Here is a 17,758-nt window from a genome sequence, read left to right on the forward strand (position 1 = left end):
GCGAGGCCGACAGGCGTAGTCGATGGACATCCGGTTAATATTCCGGAACCGGCGAAGGACCGCCCAGTACCGAATCAGTTGATGCTAAACGCCTGAAGCACCCCAATGACCGTTACTGCCTTCGGGTGGTGGTGGTCGGGTGTGTGGAACGCGTGACCCGAGACTGTAGTAGGTAAGCGATGGAAGGACGCAGGAAGGTAGCCTCCGCGTGGCGATGGTTGTCCACGTCTAAGAGTGTAAGGCGGGGTGTAGGTAAGTCCGCACCCCACGTGCCCCAGGCTTGATAGTGACCGCGTATGCGGGAAGAGGGTGATCCTATGCTGCCTAGAAAAGTTCCTAGCGAGGTCCGAGCCGCCCGTACCCCAAACCGACTCAGGTGGTTAGGTAGAGAATACCAAGGCGATCGAGTGAATCGTGGTTAAGGAATTCGGCAAAATGCCCCCGTAACTTCGGGAGAAGGGGGGCCCGACCAGTGATACACCCACGCGGTGTGGAAGCTGGGACGGCCGCAGAGACCAGGGAGAAGCGACTGTTTACTAAAAACACAGGTCCGTGCGAAGTCGCAAGACGATGTATACGGACTGACGCCTGCCCGGTGCTGGAACGTTAAGGGGACGGGTTAGCCGTAAGGCGAAGCTCNATGCTGCCTAGAAAAGTTCCTAGCGAGGTCCGAGCCGCCCGTACCCCAAACCGACTCAGGTGGTTAGGTAGAGAATACCAAGGCGATCGAGTGAATCGTGGTTAAGGAATTCGGCAAAATGCCCCCGTAACTTCGGGAGAAGGGGGGCCCGACCAGTCACACACCCACGCGGTGTCAGCTGGGACGGCCGCAGAGACCAGGGAGAAGCGACTGTTTACTAAAAACACAGGTCCGTGCGAAGTCGCAAGACGATGTATACGGACTGACGCCTGCCCGGTGCTGGAACGTTAAGGGGACGGGTTAGCCGTAAGGCGAAGCTCTGAACTTAAGCGCCAGTAAACGGCGGTGGTAACTATAACCATCCTAAGGTAGCGAAATTCCTTGTCGGGTAAGTTCCGACCTGCACGAATGGCGTAACGACTTCTCCACTGTCTCAACCACGAACTCGGCGAAATTGCATTACGAGTAAAGATGCTCGTTACGCGCAGCAGGACGGAAAGACCCCGGGACCTTTACTATAGCTTGGTATTGGTGTTCGGTACGGCTTGTGTAGGATAGGTGGGAGACTATGAAGCGGGCACGCCAGTGTCCGTGGAGTCAACGTTGAAATACCACTCTGGTCGTTCTGGATATCTAACCTCGGTCCGTGATCCGGACCAGGGACATTGCCTGGTGGGTAGTTTAACTGGGGCGGTTGCCTCCTAAAGAGTAACGGAGGCGCCCAAAGGTTCCCTCAGCCTGGTTGGCAATCAGGTTTCGAGTGTAAGTGCACAAGGGAGCTTGACTGTGAGACAGACATGTCGAGCAGACACGAAAGTGGGGACTAGTGACCCGACGGTGGCTTGTGGAAGCGCCGTCGCTCAACGGATAAAAGGTACCCCGGGGATAACAGGCTGATCCTGCCCAAGAGCTCATATCGACGGCATGGTTTGGCACCTCGATGTCGGCTCGTCGCATCCTGGGGCTGGAGTCGGTCCCAAGGGTTGGGCTGTTCGCCCATTAAAGCGGTACGCGAGCTGGGTTTAGAACGTCGTGAGACAGTTCGGTCCCTATCCGCTGCGCGCGTAGGAAACTTGAGGAGAGCTGTCCCTAGTACGAGAGGACCGGGATGGACGAACCACTGGTGTGTCAGTTGTCCTGCCAAGGGCACCGCTGATTAGCTACGTTCGGACGTGATAACCGCTGAAAGCATCTAAGCGGGAAGCACACTCCAAGATAAGGTTTCCATCACCCACGGGTGAGAAGGCTCCCAGCTAGACTACTGGGTTGATAGGCCGGATGTGGAAGCACAGCAATGTGTGGAGCTGACCGGTACTAATAAGCCGACAACTTAAACAACAAAGATGACACGCGTCCACTGTGTAGCTCCCGAGATACAAACGGGACACCACCCCACCCCACACACCGGGGCCACGAGGGTGGACCCCACACCCACCACGGGTGTGGTTGATATCTCCATAAAGTTACGGCGGCCATAGCGAGAGGGAAACGCCCGGACACATACCGAACCCGGAAGCTAAGCCTCTCAGCGCCGATGGTACTGCACTGGAGACGGTGTGGGAGAGTAGGACACCGCCGGACAAACATTCACAAAGGGCCCCTGACCACCACGGTCAGGGGCCCTTTGGCATGCCCTGGGTCCGTTTGTCATGCCTCTGCCTCCAGCGCCAGGGCCACCGTGACGACCGGCCCCGCGACCGCTGGTCACCGCCGCTGTGGCCCTCGTGCCGCGCCCACCCCTCGTCTTCGAGCGCCCTCGTCATCTTCGGGCCGACGGCAACCGTCCTGAGGAACGCTTGGGGGCTCGAAGACGCCCACCCGCGCGGGCACGCACTCCCGCCAGGCGCGCCCCTCCTTGCCAGGCACCTCCCTCGCGCAAGCACGCGCCTCCGCCAGGCACCTCCCTCACCCACGAAGCCTCCTGCCAGGCACGATGCAGGCAACGAGGCGGTTGCCGGTGAGCCGGTGCCGGTCTGTCGGTGGGCCGACCTAGAATCATCGCGATGTCCACCTCACCCAGCTCCGCCGGCAACTTCGTCCACCTGCACAACCACACCGAGTACTCCATGCTCGACGGTGCAGCGCGGATCACCGACATGTTCGAGCGTGCCGCCGAGCTGGGGATGCCCGCCATCGCGACCACGGACCACGGCTACATCTTCGGCGCCCACGAGTTCTGGAGCGCAGGGCAGAAGGCCGGCGTCAAGCCCATCATCGGTCTCGAGGCCTACGTCACGCCGGGCACGCACCGCACGGACCGCACGCGCGTCAAGTACGGCGACGGCGGCCGTGACGACGTCTCGGGCTCCGGTGCCTACACGCACATGACGATGTGGGCCCGCAACAACAACGGCCTGCACAACCTCTTCCGGATGGCGTCCCTGGCGTCGCTGGAGGGCTACTACTTCAAGCCGCGAATGGATCGTGAGCTGCTCGAGACCTACGGCCAGGGGCTCATCGCCACCACCGGCTGCCCGTCCGGGGAGGTACAGACCAGGCTGCGGTTCGGCCAGTATGCCGAGGCGCGCCAGTATGCCGCGGACATGCAGGACATCTTCGGCAAGGACAACTACTTCTTGGAGCTGATGGACCACGGCATCGACATCGAGCGCCGAACGCGTCAGGACCTGCTCCGGCTGGCCAAGGAAGTCGGTCTGCCGCTCGTGGCGACCAACGACCTGCACTACACCCGCCGCGAGGACGCCCAGAGCCACAGTGCGCTGCTGTGCATCCAGACGGCCGCCACGCTCAACGACCCGACCCGGTTCAAGTTCGACGGCGACGGCTACTACCTGAAGTCCGCCGAGGAGATGCGCGAGGTCTGGCGCGAGCTGCCCGAGGCGTGCGACAACACCCTGCTGATCGCCGAGCGGTGCGACGTGTCCTTCACCGAGGGGGAGGGGCGCTACATGCCGCGCTTCCCGGTGCCCGAGGGTGAGAGCGACGTCTCCTGGTTCATCAAGGAGGTGGAGGCCGGCCTGCACCGGCGGTTCCCCGAAGGGATCCCCGATGACCGGCGCAAGCAGGCTGAGTACGAAGCGGACATCATCGTCGGCAAGGGCTACGCCTCCTACTTCCTGGTCGTGGCCGACTTCATCAACTGGGCCAAGAACCAGGGCATCCGGGTCGGTCCCGGGCGCGGGTCCGGTGCTGGGTCGATGTGCGCCTACGCGATGGGGATCACCGACCTCGACCCCATCCCGCACGGCCTGATCTTCGAGCGGTTCCTCAACCCCGAGCGCATGTCGATGCCCGACTTCGACGTCGACTTCGATGACCGTCGCCGCTCCGAGGTCATCCACTACGTGACGGAGAAGTACGGCGACGACCGGGTCGCGATGATCGCGACCTACGGCACGCTGAAGGCCAAGGCGGCGCTCAAGGACGCGGCGCGGGTGATGGGCTTCCCGTTCGCGATGGGGGAGCGGCTCACCAAGGCGATGCCCCCGGCCGTGATGGGCAAGGACATCCCGTTGTCGGGCATCCACGACCCCGAGCACCCCCGCCACGGGGAGGCCGGCGAGTTCCGCGAGCTCCTCCAGAACGACCCCGAGGCAGCCCAGGTCTTCGAGACGGCGACCGGCCTCGAGGGTCTGAAGCGCCAGTGGGGCGTTCACGCCGCCGGCGTCATCATGTCGAGCGAGCCGTTGCTCGACGTCATCCCGATCATGCGCCGCGAGCAGGACGGTCAGGTCATCACGCAGTTCGACTACCCGACCTGCGAGCAGCTCGGCCTGGTCAAGATGGACTTCCTGGGCCTGCGCAACCTGACGATCCTCGACGACGCCATCGCCAACGTGAAGCTCAACCGCGGTCAGGACATCGACCTGGACGCGCTGTCCAAGGACATGACCGACAAGAACGCCTACGAGCTGCTGGGACGCGGGGACACCCTCGGCGTCTTCCAGCTGGACGGTTCGGGCATGCGCCAGCTGCTGCGCCTGATGCAGCCGGACAACTTCGAGGACATCTCTGCGGCCCTGGCGCTCTACCGCCCCGGCCCGATGGGGGTCAACGCCCACACCAACTTCGCGCTGCGCAAGAACGGCAAGCAGGAGGTCGTCCCCCTCGACCCGCAGCTGAAGGGCAAGCTGCAGCCCGAGATGGTCGAGGCCCTCGAGCCGATCCTCGGCACGACACACGGGCTCTGTATTTACCAGGAGCAGGTCATGGAGATCGCCCAGAAGCTCGCGGGCTACACGCTGGGCAACGCGGACCTGCTGCGCCGAGCGATGGGCAAGAAGAAGAAGGAGGTCCTCGACGCCGAGTACATCCCCTTCTCCGAGGGTATGAAGGCCAACGGCTACAACGAGGCGTCCGTGGCGGCACTCTGGGGCGTGCTGGTGCCGTTCTCGGACTATGCGTTCAACAAGGCGCACACCGCGGCCTACGGCGTGATCTCCTACTGGACGGCCTACCTCAAGGCCAACTACCCCGCCGAGTACATGGCAGCCCTGCTGACCAGCGTGCGGGACGACAAGGACAAGACCGCGCTCTACCTCAACGAGTGCCGCCGGATGGGCATCGCGGTGCTGCCTCCGGACGTCAACGAGTCGATCGCCAACTTCGCCGCCGTCGGCAAGGACATCCGCTTCGGCCTGGCGGCCATCCGCAACGTCGGCGCCAACGTGGTCGACGCGATCGTGCGGACCCGTGACGAGAAGGGCAAGTTCACCTCCTTCGAGGACTTCCTGCGCAAGTGCCCGGCCGTGGTCTGCCAGAAGCGCACCATCGAGTCACTCATCAAGGGCGGGGCCTTCGACGACCTCAAGCACCCCCGACAGGGCCTGGCCACGGTGCACGAGCGCTATGTCGACGCCCTCGCCGAGGAGAAGAAGCAGGAGGCGATCGGACAGGACAGTCTCTTCGGGGGCTTCGGCGGCGAGGAGGCCGACGTGCAGATCGTCACCCTCCCGCCGGTGCCGGACATTGAGTGGGAGAAGCACATCAAGCTCGCCTTCGAGCGGGAGTATCTCGGGCTCTATGTCTCAGACCACCCGCTCAACGGGATCGAGCACATCCTGACCGCCAACGCCTCGGCGACGATCGGGGCCATCGTCAGCGAGGACGGGCCGCAGGACGGGGAGTTCGTGACGGTCGCCGGCCTGATGACCTCGGTGCAGCTGAAGCGGACCAAGAACGGCGACCCGTATGCCCGCGTCATGCTCGAGGACCTGGTCGGGTCTATCGAGTGCGTGTTCTTCCCCAAGTCCTACATGACGGTCTCGACCATGCTCGCGCCGGACACGGTGGGCGTCATCCGCGGCAGGTTCAAGCGCAGCGAGGACACCACCGAGATCCTGGCTCAGGAGCTGACCCTGCCGGAGATCAAGGAGGGCCCGCGCGGTCCCGTGCTGCTGACCCTGCCCCTGACCCGGGCCACCGACGGGCTGGCGCAGAACCTGCGCAGCGTGCTCGCCAACCACCCCGGGTCCACGGAGGTGCACGTCAAGCTCACCCAGCCGGGCCGCCAGGTGCTCCTGCGGCTCGACCCGACGCTGCGCGTGACGGCCTCGCCGGAGTTCTTCGGCGACATCAAGGCGCTGCTCGGGCCGGCTGCCGTCGGCAGCTGAGGTATGCCGGGTGACCGGGTCGATCTGGCCGTCCGCCGGTGACCTCGGGGTCACGGGCGCACTTGTGGCGGCCTGTGGTGGGGTGAGCGGGCATCGGCAGTATGCAGTGCCTCGCGCAGGACCTCGGCGACCTGTTCGCCGTGGGTCACCGGCAGCAGGTGCGTGGCACGTGGCACGGTCACGATGTGCGACTCCTCGGCGGCCGCCGCGAAGCGGGCCACGTGGACGCGCATCTGGTCGAGCTGCCCGTTGACCAGGTAGACCGGGCAGTCCACGTCGCCCAGCAGCTCGGCCCGGCACTCGTCGAAGACCACCTGCCACGCGGCGGGCAGCGCGGCGTAGGCCTCGGGCCCGGTCAGCACGGCCTCGTCGGCGCCGAGCCGACGCATCACCGCGTTGGAGGCCCTGGCCATCCGTTCCACGCCCACGCGAGGGAGCAGGTCGGCGAAGCCGCGGTACACCGCGGCGAACGGACCGGTCGGCTCGGCGCTGGCCCCGATGAGGACCAGGGCGCCCAACGTCCCCGGGTGGCGCACGGCATACAGGACGGCAAGATAACCGCCCAGGCTGTGCCCGGCCAGGACCACCCGCTGGCCCGGCGCCCGGGCGTCCACGGCCTCCCGGATGGCGGCGACCGCACCGTCGGCCGTGAACTCCTCCTCGACCCGCTCGCCGTGCCCAGGGAGGTCCACCGCCACGACCTCGACCTCGGGCAGCAGCTCGGGGTAGGCCTGCCACTCGGCACGGTCCATCCGCGTGCCGTGCACGAGCACGAGACGCGGCCTGGGCGTGCTGGCGGACATGTTCCCAGGCTAGGCGGCGGACACACGATCGGCAGGCGCACGCCCTGGGAGGGCGTTGTTGCCATTAACCTTGAGCCTGTGCCCACGACTGAGCCCGAGACCATGACCCTGCGCTCCGCCGACCTGGCGGGGGTGCGCTGATGGCGGGCGGGCTGGTCGCCCTCCTGGACGACATCGCGGCGATCGCGCGCGTGGCCGCTGCGTCGGTCGACGACGTGGCCGCGGCGGCGAGCCGGGCAGGGGCCAAGTCCCTCGGCGTGGTGATCGACGACGCGGCCGTCACGCCGCGCTACGTCACCGGCGCCAAGGCCGCGCGCGAGCTGCCGATCATCAAGAAGATCGCGATCGGCTCGATCCGCAACAAGCTGCTGTTCATCCTCCCGGCCATTATGCTGCTCAGTCAGTTCGCCTCGTGGTCGCTGACACCCATCCTGATGCTCGGCGGCTCCTATCTGTGCTTCGAGGGCGCCGAGAAGGTCTATGAGCTGATCGCCGGACACCACAAGGAGAAGGCCGACGTCCCAGCCGTCGAGCAGGGGCCGGAGCAGGAGGACAAGATGGTGCGCGGCGCCATCACCACCGACTTCATCCTGTCCGCCGAGATCATGGTCATCGCGCTGAACGAGGTGGCCGACGAGCCGTTCGTGAGCCGCCTCATCATCCTGATCGTGGTCGCGCTGGGCATCACGGCCCTCGTCTACGGCGCGGTCGCGCTCATCATCAAGATGGACGACATCGGTCTGCGGCTGGCGCAGAACGAGAGCGAGTTCAGCACCAGGCTCGGGACGGGCCTGGTCAAGGCCATGCCGATCGTGCTCAGCGTGCTGTCGACCGTCGGCATCGTCGCCATGCTGTGGGTCGGTGGTCACATCATCCTGGTCGGCATGAACGACCTCGGGTTCTCCCCGATCTATGACTGGGTGCACCACCTCGAGGTGGTCGTCGGCGGGTGGATCCCGGCGATCGGCGGTGCGCTGTCCTGGCTGACCAACACCTTCTTCTCAGCGGTCCTGGGCCTGCTGTGGGGTGCTGTCCTCGTCGCCGTGATGCACCTGCTGCCGTTCGGCCGGAAGGACCCCGTCCACTGAGTCCTCAGACCGGGCGGACGGCAGGCGGTGTCCACGTGCCCTCGAGGATGCTCTGGTCGGGCCAGTAGGCACGCAGGTAGACCGAGAACTCCTCAGGTGGGGCCGGGATCCAGTTCGAGTGCGCAGCCTCCGTGGTGGGTGCGTCACCGCCGACGGTGATGGTCAGTGACCCGTCATCGCCGTAGGTGAGGTTCTTGTTCTTGGTCCCCAACGAGTAGCGGTCGAGGTCGTTCGGGTGGAAGAAGTGGTGCCTGTTGTAGAGCGTCAACGACCAGAACCCCCGCACGGGCGGCAGCTGGTCGGCCGCAAAGTGCAGGGAGTAGGTCTTCGACCCGTCCAGCCGGTCACCGTTCATGTCGAGGTCCTGGTAGAAGTAGGTGGTCTCCTCCGGGGTGTTGACGAAGATGTTCGACTTCCCCACGGCCAGACGCATCAGGTAGTCGGTGCCGAACCGGGCACCGTTGCCCTGCGTCGTCCAGTTGTCAGATACGGGGAGACCGTAGTGGCGGAACTCGAACAGCTCCTTCGCGGTCACCTCGGCGTCCAGGGCTGCCTCCCGGCAGGCTGCGGCGATGGCGGGGTCCTCTGCTGCGGCAGCCATCAGGCCTCGGAACCAGTCATACATGGCCTCCTCGCCCGGCAACGGCGGCACCTCGTCGAGGATCTCCCCGAAGGAGTCGAAGAAGGTCTCCGGATCCACCCACTGGGTCTCCTCTTGCCCCGAGGCGGCGTCTTGCCCGGAGGTGGCGTCCTGCCCGGAGGCGGCGTCGGAGTCGCCAAAACTCGGGGCGTTGCTCCAGTCGATGATCTTCATCGTGCCGTCGTAGTCGGCCAACGGGTACACGCTGATCTGGTTGACGATCGGCAGGATCGCCTCGCGGTCCTGCGCCGTGTCATCGAGGAACACCCGGGGGATCACCGTCCCGCACCGCGTGTCGTACCGGAACACCCCGGCGATGCCGTCCGGCACCTCGCCGTCCCACGACTCCGGCGCCAGAAGGTAGTGGCCCGGCGTCGTGCCGTACATCTTGCCGAGCTCGACGAAGGAGTCGGTGCGCTGGTTGACACACTGGTAGACCCAGAACCGGTCGCCGAAGTCGGGAACCTGCACCACCGCCGGGCCGCCAGCGGCGTCGAGCGGTCCGAAGCCGTACGCCACGTCCTGGTTGGGGCAGGCGACGATCCGCTCCTCCGGGCGGATGTAGTCATGCAGCATCCCGACGTGGTTCGGCGGCCCGGCCGGCACGATCCCCACCAGCAGACCTGGCCCCGGAAGCTGCTCCATGAACACCCGTCGGTTGTGGATGTTCATCAGCGGCCACCCCCACAGGTACGCCGTTCGTGCGACCTGCGCCGCATAGGCCGTCGTCATCCGCTGCTGAGCCATGCCGTCCTCCTTCGTCGTCACCAGAGTTCCTCCGCAGCCTAGGAACCGGGAACCTCCCGGACCCCGTCCGGAACGGGTGAATCTGCCGGGCACGGGCGGTGGCGCCGGGCTGGCCGGGGCGCCACGGAAACTGGTTGGGAGTGGGCGGTCGGGAGCAGATAGCCTCGTGCAGTGACCGAGAACCTCCGCACGCCCGCGTCCGGCGCGCCCGCAGCAGCCCCCGCCGAAGCACCCGCCGACACGTCCACGCCCGAGCACCCGAGCGCCCCGGTGGCCGCCAAGGTCGAGCACCTGCGCGTGCACCACGGTGACACCGTCAGCGACCCCTACGAGTGGCTGCGCGACAAGACCAACCCGCAGGTCATCGCGCACCTGGAGGCCGAGAACGCCTACACCGAGGCGATGACCGGTCACCTGGCCGGGGTCACCGAGGCGGTCTTCACCGAGATCAAGACCCGCACCCAGGAGACGGACCTGTCGGTGCCGGTGCGCCACGGCGCTTGGTGGTACTACACGCGCACCGTCGAGGGCCAGCAGTACGCCATCCACGCCCGGATCGCCGTCAGCGACAGCCCCGAGCGGCCCGAGCTGGTTGCCGACGGTGCGCCTGCGCATGAGCAGATCCTGCTGGACGGCAACGCCGAGGCGGAGGGGGAGTCCTTCCTGGCGTTCGGTGCGTTCGAGATCAGCCAGGACGGCATGACGCTGGCCTACTCGGTGGACACCAGCGGCGACGAGCGGTTCACCGTCCGGGTCAAGGACCTGGCGACCGGCGAGGTCACCGAGCCGGGCATCACCGGCGTCGGCTACGGCCTGGCGTGGTCGGCCGACGCGAGCCACCTGTTCTACACCCGGGTCGACGACGCCTGGCGCCCCTTCCAGGTGTGGCGTCACGCGCTCACCGAGGGCGGTGGGCAGGACGCGCTGGTCTTCCAGGAGGACGACGAGCGGTTCTGGATGGGCCTGGACACCTCCCGTGACGAGAGCCACGTGCTCATCGGGCTGGGCACCAAGAACACCACCGAGTACCGCCTGCTCCCCACGGCGGACCCGCTGGGGGAGTTCCGGGTCGTCGCCCCCCGCGAGGAGGGCGTGGAGTATGCCGTGGAGCTCGCCGGCGACACCCTCTGGATCGTGCACAACAAGCACCACCGCGACTCCGAGCTCGCCCGCGCGCCGCTGGGCGCGAACTCCTCCCAGGAGTGGAGCACGGTCATCCCGGGCCAGGACGGCCAGCGCATCGTCGGGGTGGACGCCTTCGAGTCCCACCTGGCCGTCGCCCTGCGCAGCGAGGGGCTGACCCAGGTGCGGGTCCTGCCGCTGGAGGCGACGAGCGAGACCGGCGTGGGCGAGGGTTACCAGGTCCCGGTCGACGAGGTGGTCTACAGCATCGACAGCGGCAACAACCCGTCATACTCCACCAGGACCCTGCAGGTGGTGATCGAGTCCCTGGTGACCCCTCGCTCGGTCTACGACCTGGACCTCGCCTCCGGTGAGCTCACGCTGCTCAAGCGGCAGCCGGTGCTGGGCGGCTACGACCCCGACGACTACGTGCAGCACCGCCTGTGGGCCACGGCCGCGGACGGCACGCGGGTGCCGATCTCCCTGGTCGTCCGCAAGGACGTCGTCGCGGACGGGACGGCGCCCGGGCTGCTCTACGGCTACGGCTCCTACGAGATCTCGATCGACCCGTACTTCTCGGTGCCGCGGCTGTCCTACCTGGACCGCGGCGTGGTCTACGCCATCGCACACGTCCGCGGCGGCGGGGAGATGGGCCGCGGGTGGTACGAGGACGGCCGGATGGAGCACAAGAAGAACACCTTCACCGACTTCATCGCCTGCGCCGAGGAGCTGGTCAGCTCGGGATGGGTCGCGCCGGACCGGCTCGCGGCCGAGGGCGGCTCGGCCGGCGGGCTCCTGATGGGCGCCGTGCTCAACCTGGCCCCGGAGACGTTCCGCGTGGTGCACGCCGCCGTGCCGTTCGTCGACGCGCTGACCACGATCCTGGACCCCTCGCTGCCGTTGACGGTGGGGGAGTGGGAGGAGTGGGGCAACCCGTTGGAGGACCCCGAGGTCTACGCCTACATGCGGACCTACGCGCCCTACGAGAACATCCGCTCGGTGGACTACCCGGCGATCCTGGCGACCACCGGTCTCAACGACACCCGCGTCTTCTACGTCGAGCCTGCCAAGTGGGTCGCCCGGCTGCGGGAGACGGTCACCAGTGACCCGGTGTCGCGGCCGATCCTGCTCAAGACCGAGATGGTCGCCGGTCACGGCGGCAAGACGGGGCGGTATGACGCGTGGCGGGAGACCGCCTTCGAGATCGCCTTCGTGGTGGACCAGCTGGGTGCGGCCAGGGGCTGAGGATCTGGACGGTGCCCCCCAGCTGATCGCTGGGCGCCGGAGTTCCGCATACCCGCAACCGCCCGTTTCTGGGATGCTGGGCGGGTGCCGGAGCGTGCCTGCCAGTTCTGCGCGATCGTCCGCGGCGAGGAGCCCGCGGAGGTCGTGCTCGACAGCCCTGAGGTCCTCGCGTTCCTGGACCGGCGGCCCGTCTTCAAGGGCCACCTGCTGGTGGTGCCGCGCGAGCACCTCGAGACGCTGACGGACCTGCCCGACGAGCTGCTGGAGCCGGTGTTCGCCGCCGCCCGCCTGATGGCCGCGACGGTGCGGGTCGCGCTCGGGTGCACCGGGTCGTTCGTGGCGATGAACAACACGGTGAGCCAGTCGGTGCCCCACCTGCACGTGCACGTTGTCCCCCGCACCAAGGGCGACGGCCTGCGCGGGTTCTTCTGGCCGCGCAGCAGATATGCCGACGGCGAGATGAGCGAGTATGCCGACCGGTTGCGGGCCGCTCTCACCGCGGGAGGGGACTCGTGAGCGACATCCACCCGCCGTCGCCGATGCCGGACGCCGTCGCCGCCGACCTGGCTGGTCTGCGGGCCGCGCTGGATGCCCAGCTGGTGCCGCGGACCGAGGACAACCTGCTGATCGGCACGTGGAACATCCGCCACCTCGGCGGCTTCACCGACAAGTGGACCGCGGGCGACGACGACAGCCCGAAGCGGGACTGGCACTCGATGGCGGCGATCGCCGAGGTGATCCTGCGCTTCGACGTGACCGCGGTCCAGGAGACACGGCGTGACACGAGCGCACTGTTCGCGCTGCTGTCCCTGCTGGGGGAGGACTTCCGGGTGATCGCCTCGGACGTGACCGAGGGTGACAAGGGCAACGACGAGCGGCTCGCCTACATCTACGACGCGACCCGGGTGCAGCCCTCCGGACTGGTCGGGGAGATCGTGCTGCCACCGGAGGCCGAGGGGGACGTGAAGCAGTTCGCCCGCACGCCCTACGCGGCAGGCTTCGTTCGCAACGGCGTGGAGTTCATCCTCACGACCGTGCACGTGCTGTGGGGCAAGCGGCCCGAGGACCGACTTCCGGAGCTGACCGCCTTCGCGGAGTGGATGCGCACCTGGGCCGATCGACCCAAGGACTGGAACCGCAACCTGCTGGTGCTCGGCGACTTCAACATCGACCGCTACGAGGACCCGCTGTGGCAGGCGTTCTTCGCCACCGGGCTCTATCCGCCAGCCGTCCTGCACGGCGTGCACCGCACGATCTTCGACAACGACGCCGACCGGCACTTCTACGACCAGATCTCCTGGTTCACCCCCACCCTGGCCGACGGCACGACGGTGTCCCGGCTGGAAGGCCTCGACTTCGACCAGGTCGGTGGCAACGTCGACTTCGTCCCGCACGTGCTGACCGACTCCGGGCTGACCCGCCAGCAGATGTCCTGGCGGATCAGCGACCACTACCCGCTGTGGCTGGAGTTCCGCGTCACCGGCTGAAGACGTACCGCCTCAGGGCGTACCGAATCTCCCCAAAAGTGCGCGAAAGGTGTACCGAACTTCCCCAAGAATTGGTCAGGAGATGAACACCGTCGTCTGGGTCCCGACCAGCTCGTAGTCGAGCACCTGGGCCACGCGTTTGGAGGCCTCGTTGTCCCAGCGCGCCCGCCACTGGGGGACGAGACCCGCAGTGAGGGCGGCGTTGGTGCCGACGGCCGCGGCCAGGACGCCGTAGCCACGGCCGCGCGCGTGCGGGCTGGTGAGCACGCCCATATGCGCGAGACGGTCCGCCCACACGACGTAGCCGGCACCGGCGAGCGGTTCACCGCTCGCCGGATCTGCGCCCGACGGCTCCTTGCCTTCTGAAGGCTCCGCCTCCCCAGCGCGACGGTCGAGGATCACCCAGCGGTGCGACATACTGCCCAGGCTGACCTCGTCGACGTCCTCGCGCGAGCAGGCGGCCTCCAGGGCCGCGACGGCGTCCTCATCCTGGGTCGTGGGCAGGTCGGCGTGCTCGACGGGGGCATCGGTGTAGGACAGCTCGGCGGCCCCGAGCGGTCGGGCGTCGTGGTCGGAGGCCAGGCCCATGAGGACCGGGAGCAGCGCGAGCTCGTCGTCGGTGTGGTCGGCCGCGCGGTCCAGCGCCCACTGCGGTCCGCTGAGGACACCCTGGCCGAAGAGCCGCACGAACGAGACGGTGTCGGCCGCCTCCTGCACCCGCACCAGCCGCTCGCCACCCTCAGCAAGCCCCTGCAGCGGGCTCCCCTCCGTGCCGAGCAGCTGTGCCCACGCGTGCCGGATGGTCTGCTCGGTGCTGGATCTCACGGGAGTGAGGGTAACGTCCTCCCGCGTGGCCGGGGCAGCCGACTCTCGATAGCCTCGCAGGCATGAGTCTTGATCGTCCCGTCACGCCCAACCCCTACGACCTGCTCCCTGTGGTGCCGGCATTCACGGTCACCAGCACCGACGTCACCGACGGCCAGCCGCTGAAGGACGACCAGGTGGCCGCCCTGGGCAACAACACCTCACCACAGCTGAGCTGGTCCGACGTTCCCGAGGGCACCAAGTCCTTCGTCGTGACCTGCTTCGACCCGGACGCGCCGACCCCATCGGGCTACTGGCACTGGGTGCTGGTCGACCTGCCGGCCGAGGTGACCTCGCTGGACACCGGGGCGGCGGCCGGCCAACTGCCGGGCAGCGCCTTCCACGTGCGCAACGACGGCGGTGACGCGGGCTTCGGGGGCGCCGCCCCGCCGGAGGGTGACCAGGTGCACCGCTACTACTTCGTGGTGCACGCGGTCAGCGAGGAGTCCCTCGGCGTCACTCCGGACGTCTCGCCGGCGGTCGTCTCCTTCAACCTGGCCTTCAAGACCCTCGGCCGCGCGATCATCCACGGCACCTACCAGCACTGAGCCGGGAGTCCGCCCGATCGGGCCGGTCAGGAGGTCGTATGACGTGGCGCCGGTCGGGCGTCAACCCTCCGGTCTGAGACGGGCAGCCTCGCGGTCGTGCCGGGCGGCGAGATCGGGCTCGCCCCGCTCGGCGTGGAGCAGGGCCAGCTCGTCGTGCACGTAGGGGTCCGGTCGGTCGGCCTCCTCGTTCTCGTGCGCGAGGGCCTGCTGGATCGCGAGTGCCTCGTCGGTCCGGCCCAGCAGCCGCAGGGTCCAGCCGACCATCCAGCGGGCGACCGCAGTCTCGGGCGCGTCCCCCTGGGCAGTGCGCACCCGCACCGCCTCCTCGAACGCCTCCAGCGCCGCGACCAGGTCGCCCGTGTCGTGCAGGGTCATCCCCAGGTTGTTGAGCAGGGGAGCGACCCAGCGCCTGACCTCCGGGTCGCTGCTGGCCCGGGCCAGGGCCAGTGCTTCCCGGGTGCGTCGCTCCTGCTCGGCCGGGTCGTCCGGGAGCAGCGCCAGCATGTGGAGCGCGTCGATGCCCAGCCCGTGGTGGCCGCCGGCCTCTGCTGACTCCTTGGCCCTGGTGAAGCAGTCGGCGGCAGCATCCGCCTGGCCCGTGTCGCGCAGCAGCCGCCCGCGCTCGAGGGCGACCCGCACTGCCACCTCGCCATCCGCGGGGGTGAGCTGGTCCAGCTCGGCGTGCGCCTCGACATACTGCCCCTGCAGACCCAGCGCCCTGGCGACCTGCGTGGTGAGCACCGCCGCCTTCTGCGGCTCGGCCGACGCGGCCCGTCGCTCGCGGAACCGGCGCTCGGACCCCGCGGGGTCGGAGAAGTCCCAGAGCGCGCGGAGGTCCGCGGGGTCGATCACGGCACCAGTCAACACCCCGCCACCGGCCGGGACCAGCGCGTTTGTCGGGCCTCTCGGCGGGGGTGGCCCTTGGGCGTGCGTGACCACGACGCCCGGGTTTGACTGGCCAGGCAAGTCATTTCCCCCACATGGAGGTATGCGAGGAGCCAGGTCACCGAGTCCGTCGACGTCAACGTCCCGATCAGGACGGCCTACGACCAGTGGACCCAGTTCGAGTCGTTCCCGCAGTTCATGGAGGGCGTGGAGTCCGTGACGCAGCTGGGCGACACCCGCAACCACTGGAAGGTCGAGACCGGCGGCGTGAGCAGGGAGTTCGACACCGAGATCACCGAGCAGCACCCCGAGGAGCGCATCGCCTGGACGACCGTGGGCGGTGACGTCGAGCAGTCCGGCGTCGTGACCTTCCACAAGCTCGAGGACGCCATGACGCGGGTGACGATCCAGATGGACTGGGACCCGCAGGGCCTCGTGGAGAAGGCCGGAGCCGCGGTGGGCGTCGACGACCGGCGGGTCAAGGGCGACGCCCAGCGGTTCAAGGAGTTCATCGAGTCCCGCGGCATCGAGACAGGTTCCTGGCGCGGTGATGTCCCCCGCGACTAACCCGCGACTAACCCTCGCGTTGTCTGGGCTGCTCGTCGATCCGTCGCGGGTCGACGAGCAGCCCGCGCTCGTCCCGGACCCACCACACGCGGTCGCGGCGTCGCTCGGCGCGGGTCGCGTAGCGGTAGCGGAACACCCTTGCCCGGACCCAGCGCGGCCGCTGCCCGTCGAACGGGTCGCGGTGCAGCAGGCGAAGGGTGGCCGGATCGGCCTCGAGGAGCCGCCGCAGGAAGCGCTCGAACCAGACGTGCTGGGCGGGGGAACCCAGCGCCAGGAACCACATGCCCCAGTCGAGCCGCAGGTGGTAGGGCGCCCACTGTCGCGGGCGCTGGTGCACGGGTCCGGGCTTGCCCTTGAACTCGTACTCCCGCCAGGCGTCCTCGTCTGCGGGGTCGTCGGCGAGAGTGCCCTCGACCACCACCTCGTCGCGGCGCCGCGTGATCGACCCGAACGCTCCGTAGGCGCCGACCAGGTGCCACCGGTTGAACGAGGCGTTCATCTGCTGGCTCCGCGACAGCAGGTTCCTGGCCGGGCGGTAGGACAGCGCGAGAACCACGGCCGCCATCGCGACGACGGCTGCCGCGAACCAGGCCGGACCGGTCGCCAGGTCCGCGGGCAGCTCGCCCGCCCCCACCTCGCCCGCAGCGGCACCGCCCGGCGACCAGGGCAGCACGGCGGCCAGGACGTCGTCCGAGACGGCCGCGCAGGCGAGCAGCAGGGTGAGCCAGTTGAGCCACGCGAAGTTCCCCGAGACGACCAGCCACAGCTGGGTGATCACGACCAGTGCCGCCGCCCAGGTGGCCACCGGCTGCGGCGCGAAGAGCAGGAACGGCACGCCCAGCTGGACCACGTGGTTGGCGCCCACCTCGACCCGGTGCAGCGGCTTGGGCAGGGCATGGAAGTAGGGGGAGAACGGCCCGGGCATCGGCTGCGTCTCGTGGTGGTAGTACAGACAGGTGAGGTCACGCCAGCACGGGTCGCCCCGCATCTTGATCAGTCCCGCACCGAACTCGACGCGGAACACCAGCCAGCAGAAGGCGAGCAGCACGAGCGTGGGCACCGGGACCCGGTCCGAGCCCAGGAAGGCCGCCAGAAAGCCGGCCTCGAGCAGCAGGGACTCCCAGCCGAAGCCGTAGAACACCTGCCCGACGTTCACGACCGACAGATAGAGCAGGTAGAGCACCGCGAACGCGAGCATCGGCACCCAGGCCGGCCCGCGCTGCGGCAGCCCCACCACCAGCGACAGCGCCACCAGCACGCCAACCCCGCCCACGACGACGAGCAGCGCGTCGGAGTAGTGCCAGCGGAAGAGGGTCGGGCCCGCCCGTGCGCCGGCGCGCTCCAGGGACCGCGGGACCGGCAGCAGTCCCCGCTCACCCAGCAACGGCCGGAACTGGCGCAGCACCGCGACGAACGCCACGACATACAGGGCAGCGATGCCGCGCTGCAGGACGACCCGGGACAGCTCGTGGTCGGTGGCCCAGAACCACCCCGCGCCCCACGTGACGACGGCGTCCATCACTCCATGGTCCCGCTTCCGAGGGTGGGG

Annotated in this window: 12 protein-coding genes and 2 rRNA genes (1 of these 14 only partly in view); 9 read left to right on the forward strand and 5 right to left on the reverse strand. The window is 68.0% G+C overall.

Features of this window, described 5'->3' with window-relative positions:
- The 3 genes from MWU75_RS17445 to dnaE all read left to right on the forward strand — a co-directional run.
- A 23S ribosomal RNA gene (locus tag MWU75_RS17445) occupies window positions 1-1,978 on the forward strand (its annotated part extends 1,324 nt beyond the left edge of the window); the annotation flags it as partial.
- Window positions 1,979-2,104: 126 nt separating this feature from the next.
- Window positions 2,105-2,221, forward strand: a 5S ribosomal RNA gene (gene rrf / locus MWU75_RS17450).
- Between the two features lie 422 nt (window positions 2,222-2,643).
- The gene (dnaE, locus tag MWU75_RS17455; protein ID WP_247093331.1) at window positions 2,644-6,213 is read left to right on the forward strand and encodes a DNA polymerase III subunit alpha; all 3,570 of its coding nucleotides are present in this window, start codon (window positions 2,644-2,646) and stop codon (window positions 6,211-6,213) included.
- A gap of 50 nt (window positions 6,214-6,263) precedes the next feature.
- On the opposite strand, the gene MWU75_RS17460 is transcribed toward dnaE, so the two are convergent.
- Entirely contained in the window at window positions 6,264-7,016 is a 753-nt protein-coding gene (locus MWU75_RS17460; RefSeq protein ID WP_247093333.1) for an alpha/beta hydrolase, read from the reverse strand.
- A gap of 140 nt (window positions 7,017-7,156) precedes the next feature.
- Between MWU75_RS17460 and MWU75_RS17465 the strand changes: the two genes are divergently transcribed.
- Complete coding sequence (locus MWU75_RS17465) at window positions 7,157-8,104, forward strand: DUF808 domain-containing protein (RefSeq protein ID WP_247093335.1); 948 nt, start codon at window positions 7,157-7,159, stop codon at window positions 8,102-8,104.
- A gap of 4 nt (window positions 8,105-8,108) precedes the next feature.
- Here the strand turns inward: MWU75_RS17465 and MWU75_RS17470 are convergent, their stop codons facing one another.
- Window positions 8,109-9,512, reverse strand: coding sequence for a DUF1214 domain-containing protein (locus tag MWU75_RS17470; protein ID WP_247093337.1), 1,404 nt, complete (start codon window positions 9,510-9,512; stop codon window positions 8,109-8,111).
- A 249-nt stretch (window positions 9,513-9,761) separates the two neighbouring features.
- Here MWU75_RS17470 and MWU75_RS17475 point away from each other — a divergent pair, with 249 nt between their 5' ends.
- The 3 genes from MWU75_RS17475 to MWU75_RS17485 all read left to right on the forward strand — a co-directional run bounded on the left by MWU75_RS17475 (window position 9,762) and on the right by MWU75_RS17485 (window position 13,345).
- A complete protein-coding gene (locus MWU75_RS17475) occupies window positions 9,762-11,858 on the forward strand; it encodes a S9 family peptidase (protein ID WP_247093469.1) in 2,097 nt (698 codons plus the stop codon).
- Between the two features lie 84 nt (window positions 11,859-11,942).
- A complete protein-coding gene (locus MWU75_RS17480; protein ID WP_247093339.1) occupies window positions 11,943-12,374 on the forward strand; it encodes an HIT family protein in 432 nt (143 codons plus the stop codon).
- Window positions 12,371-13,345 (forward strand): endonuclease/exonuclease/phosphatase family protein, encoded by a 975-nt coding sequence (locus MWU75_RS17485; protein ID WP_247093341.1) that lies wholly within the window; start codon window positions 12,371-12,373, stop codon window positions 13,343-13,345. The genes MWU75_RS17480 and MWU75_RS17485 overlap by 4 nt, the downstream gene beginning before the upstream one ends.
- 75 nt (window positions 13,346-13,420) lie before the next feature.
- Here MWU75_RS17485 and MWU75_RS20415 read toward each other — a convergent pair whose 3' ends face one another.
- Complete coding sequence (locus MWU75_RS20415; RefSeq protein WP_247093342.1) at window positions 13,421-14,170, reverse strand: GNAT family N-acetyltransferase; 750 nt, start codon at window positions 14,168-14,170, stop codon at window positions 13,421-13,423.
- Between the two features lie 62 nt (window positions 14,171-14,232).
- On the opposite strand from MWU75_RS20415, the gene MWU75_RS17495 reads away from it, so the two are divergent.
- On the forward strand, window positions 14,233-14,757 hold the full coding sequence (locus MWU75_RS17495; protein WP_247093344.1) for a YbhB/YbcL family Raf kinase inhibitor-like protein: 525 nt from the start codon (window positions 14,233-14,235) through the stop codon (window positions 14,755-14,757).
- Window positions 14,758-14,817: 60 nt separating this feature from the next.
- Here MWU75_RS17495 and MWU75_RS20420 read toward each other — a convergent pair whose 3' ends face one another.
- Window positions 14,818-15,609 carry a tetratricopeptide repeat protein gene (locus MWU75_RS20420; RefSeq protein ID WP_247093346.1) on the reverse strand — a complete coding sequence of 264 codons (792 nt, stop codon included), beginning with the start codon at window positions 15,607-15,609 and terminating at the stop codon, window positions 14,818-14,820.
- A 117-nt stretch (window positions 15,610-15,726) separates the two neighbouring features.
- Between MWU75_RS20420 and MWU75_RS17505 the strand changes: the two genes are divergently transcribed.
- Complete coding sequence (locus MWU75_RS17505) at window positions 15,727-16,209, forward strand: SRPBCC family protein (RefSeq protein WP_247093471.1); 483 nt, start codon at window positions 15,727-15,729, stop codon at window positions 16,207-16,209.
- Window positions 16,210-16,216: 7 nt separating this feature from the next.
- On the opposite strand, the gene MWU75_RS17510 is transcribed toward MWU75_RS17505, so the two are convergent.
- Window positions 16,217-17,728: a lipase maturation factor family protein gene (locus MWU75_RS17510; RefSeq protein WP_247093348.1), complete on the reverse strand. Its 1,512-nt coding sequence runs from the start codon at window positions 17,726-17,728 to the stop codon at window positions 16,217-16,219.
- Window positions 17,729-17,758: the final 30 nt, after the last annotated feature.

This window comes from Ornithinimicrobium sp. F0845 (genome assembly GCF_023015765.1).
In the GTDB taxonomy this organism is placed as follows: Bacteria; Actinomycetota; Actinomycetes; order Actinomycetales; family Dermatophilaceae; genus Ornithinicoccus.

What these genes read in the sequence shown, in the direction of transcription:
- dnaE (WP_247093331.1), top strand. Translation starts at nt 2,644, where the DNA reads ATGTCCACCTCACCCAGCTCCGCCGGCAACTTCGTCCACCTGCACAAC.
- MWU75_RS17460 (WP_247093333.1), bottom strand. Translation starts at nt 7,016, where the DNA reads ATGTCCGCCAGCACGCCCAGGCCGCGTCTCGTGCTCGTGCACGGCACG.
- MWU75_RS17465 (WP_247093335.1), top strand. Translation starts at nt 7,157, where the DNA reads ATGGCGGGCGGGCTGGTCGCCCTCCTGGACGACATCGCGGCGATCGCG.
- MWU75_RS17495 (WP_247093344.1), top strand. Translation starts at nt 14,233, where the DNA reads ATGAGTCTTGATCGTCCCGTCACGCCCAACCCCTACGACCTGCTCCCT.
- MWU75_RS17510 (WP_247093348.1), bottom strand. Translation starts at nt 17,728, where the DNA reads ATGGACGCCGTCGTCACGTGGGGCGCGGGGTGGTTCTGGGCCACCGAC.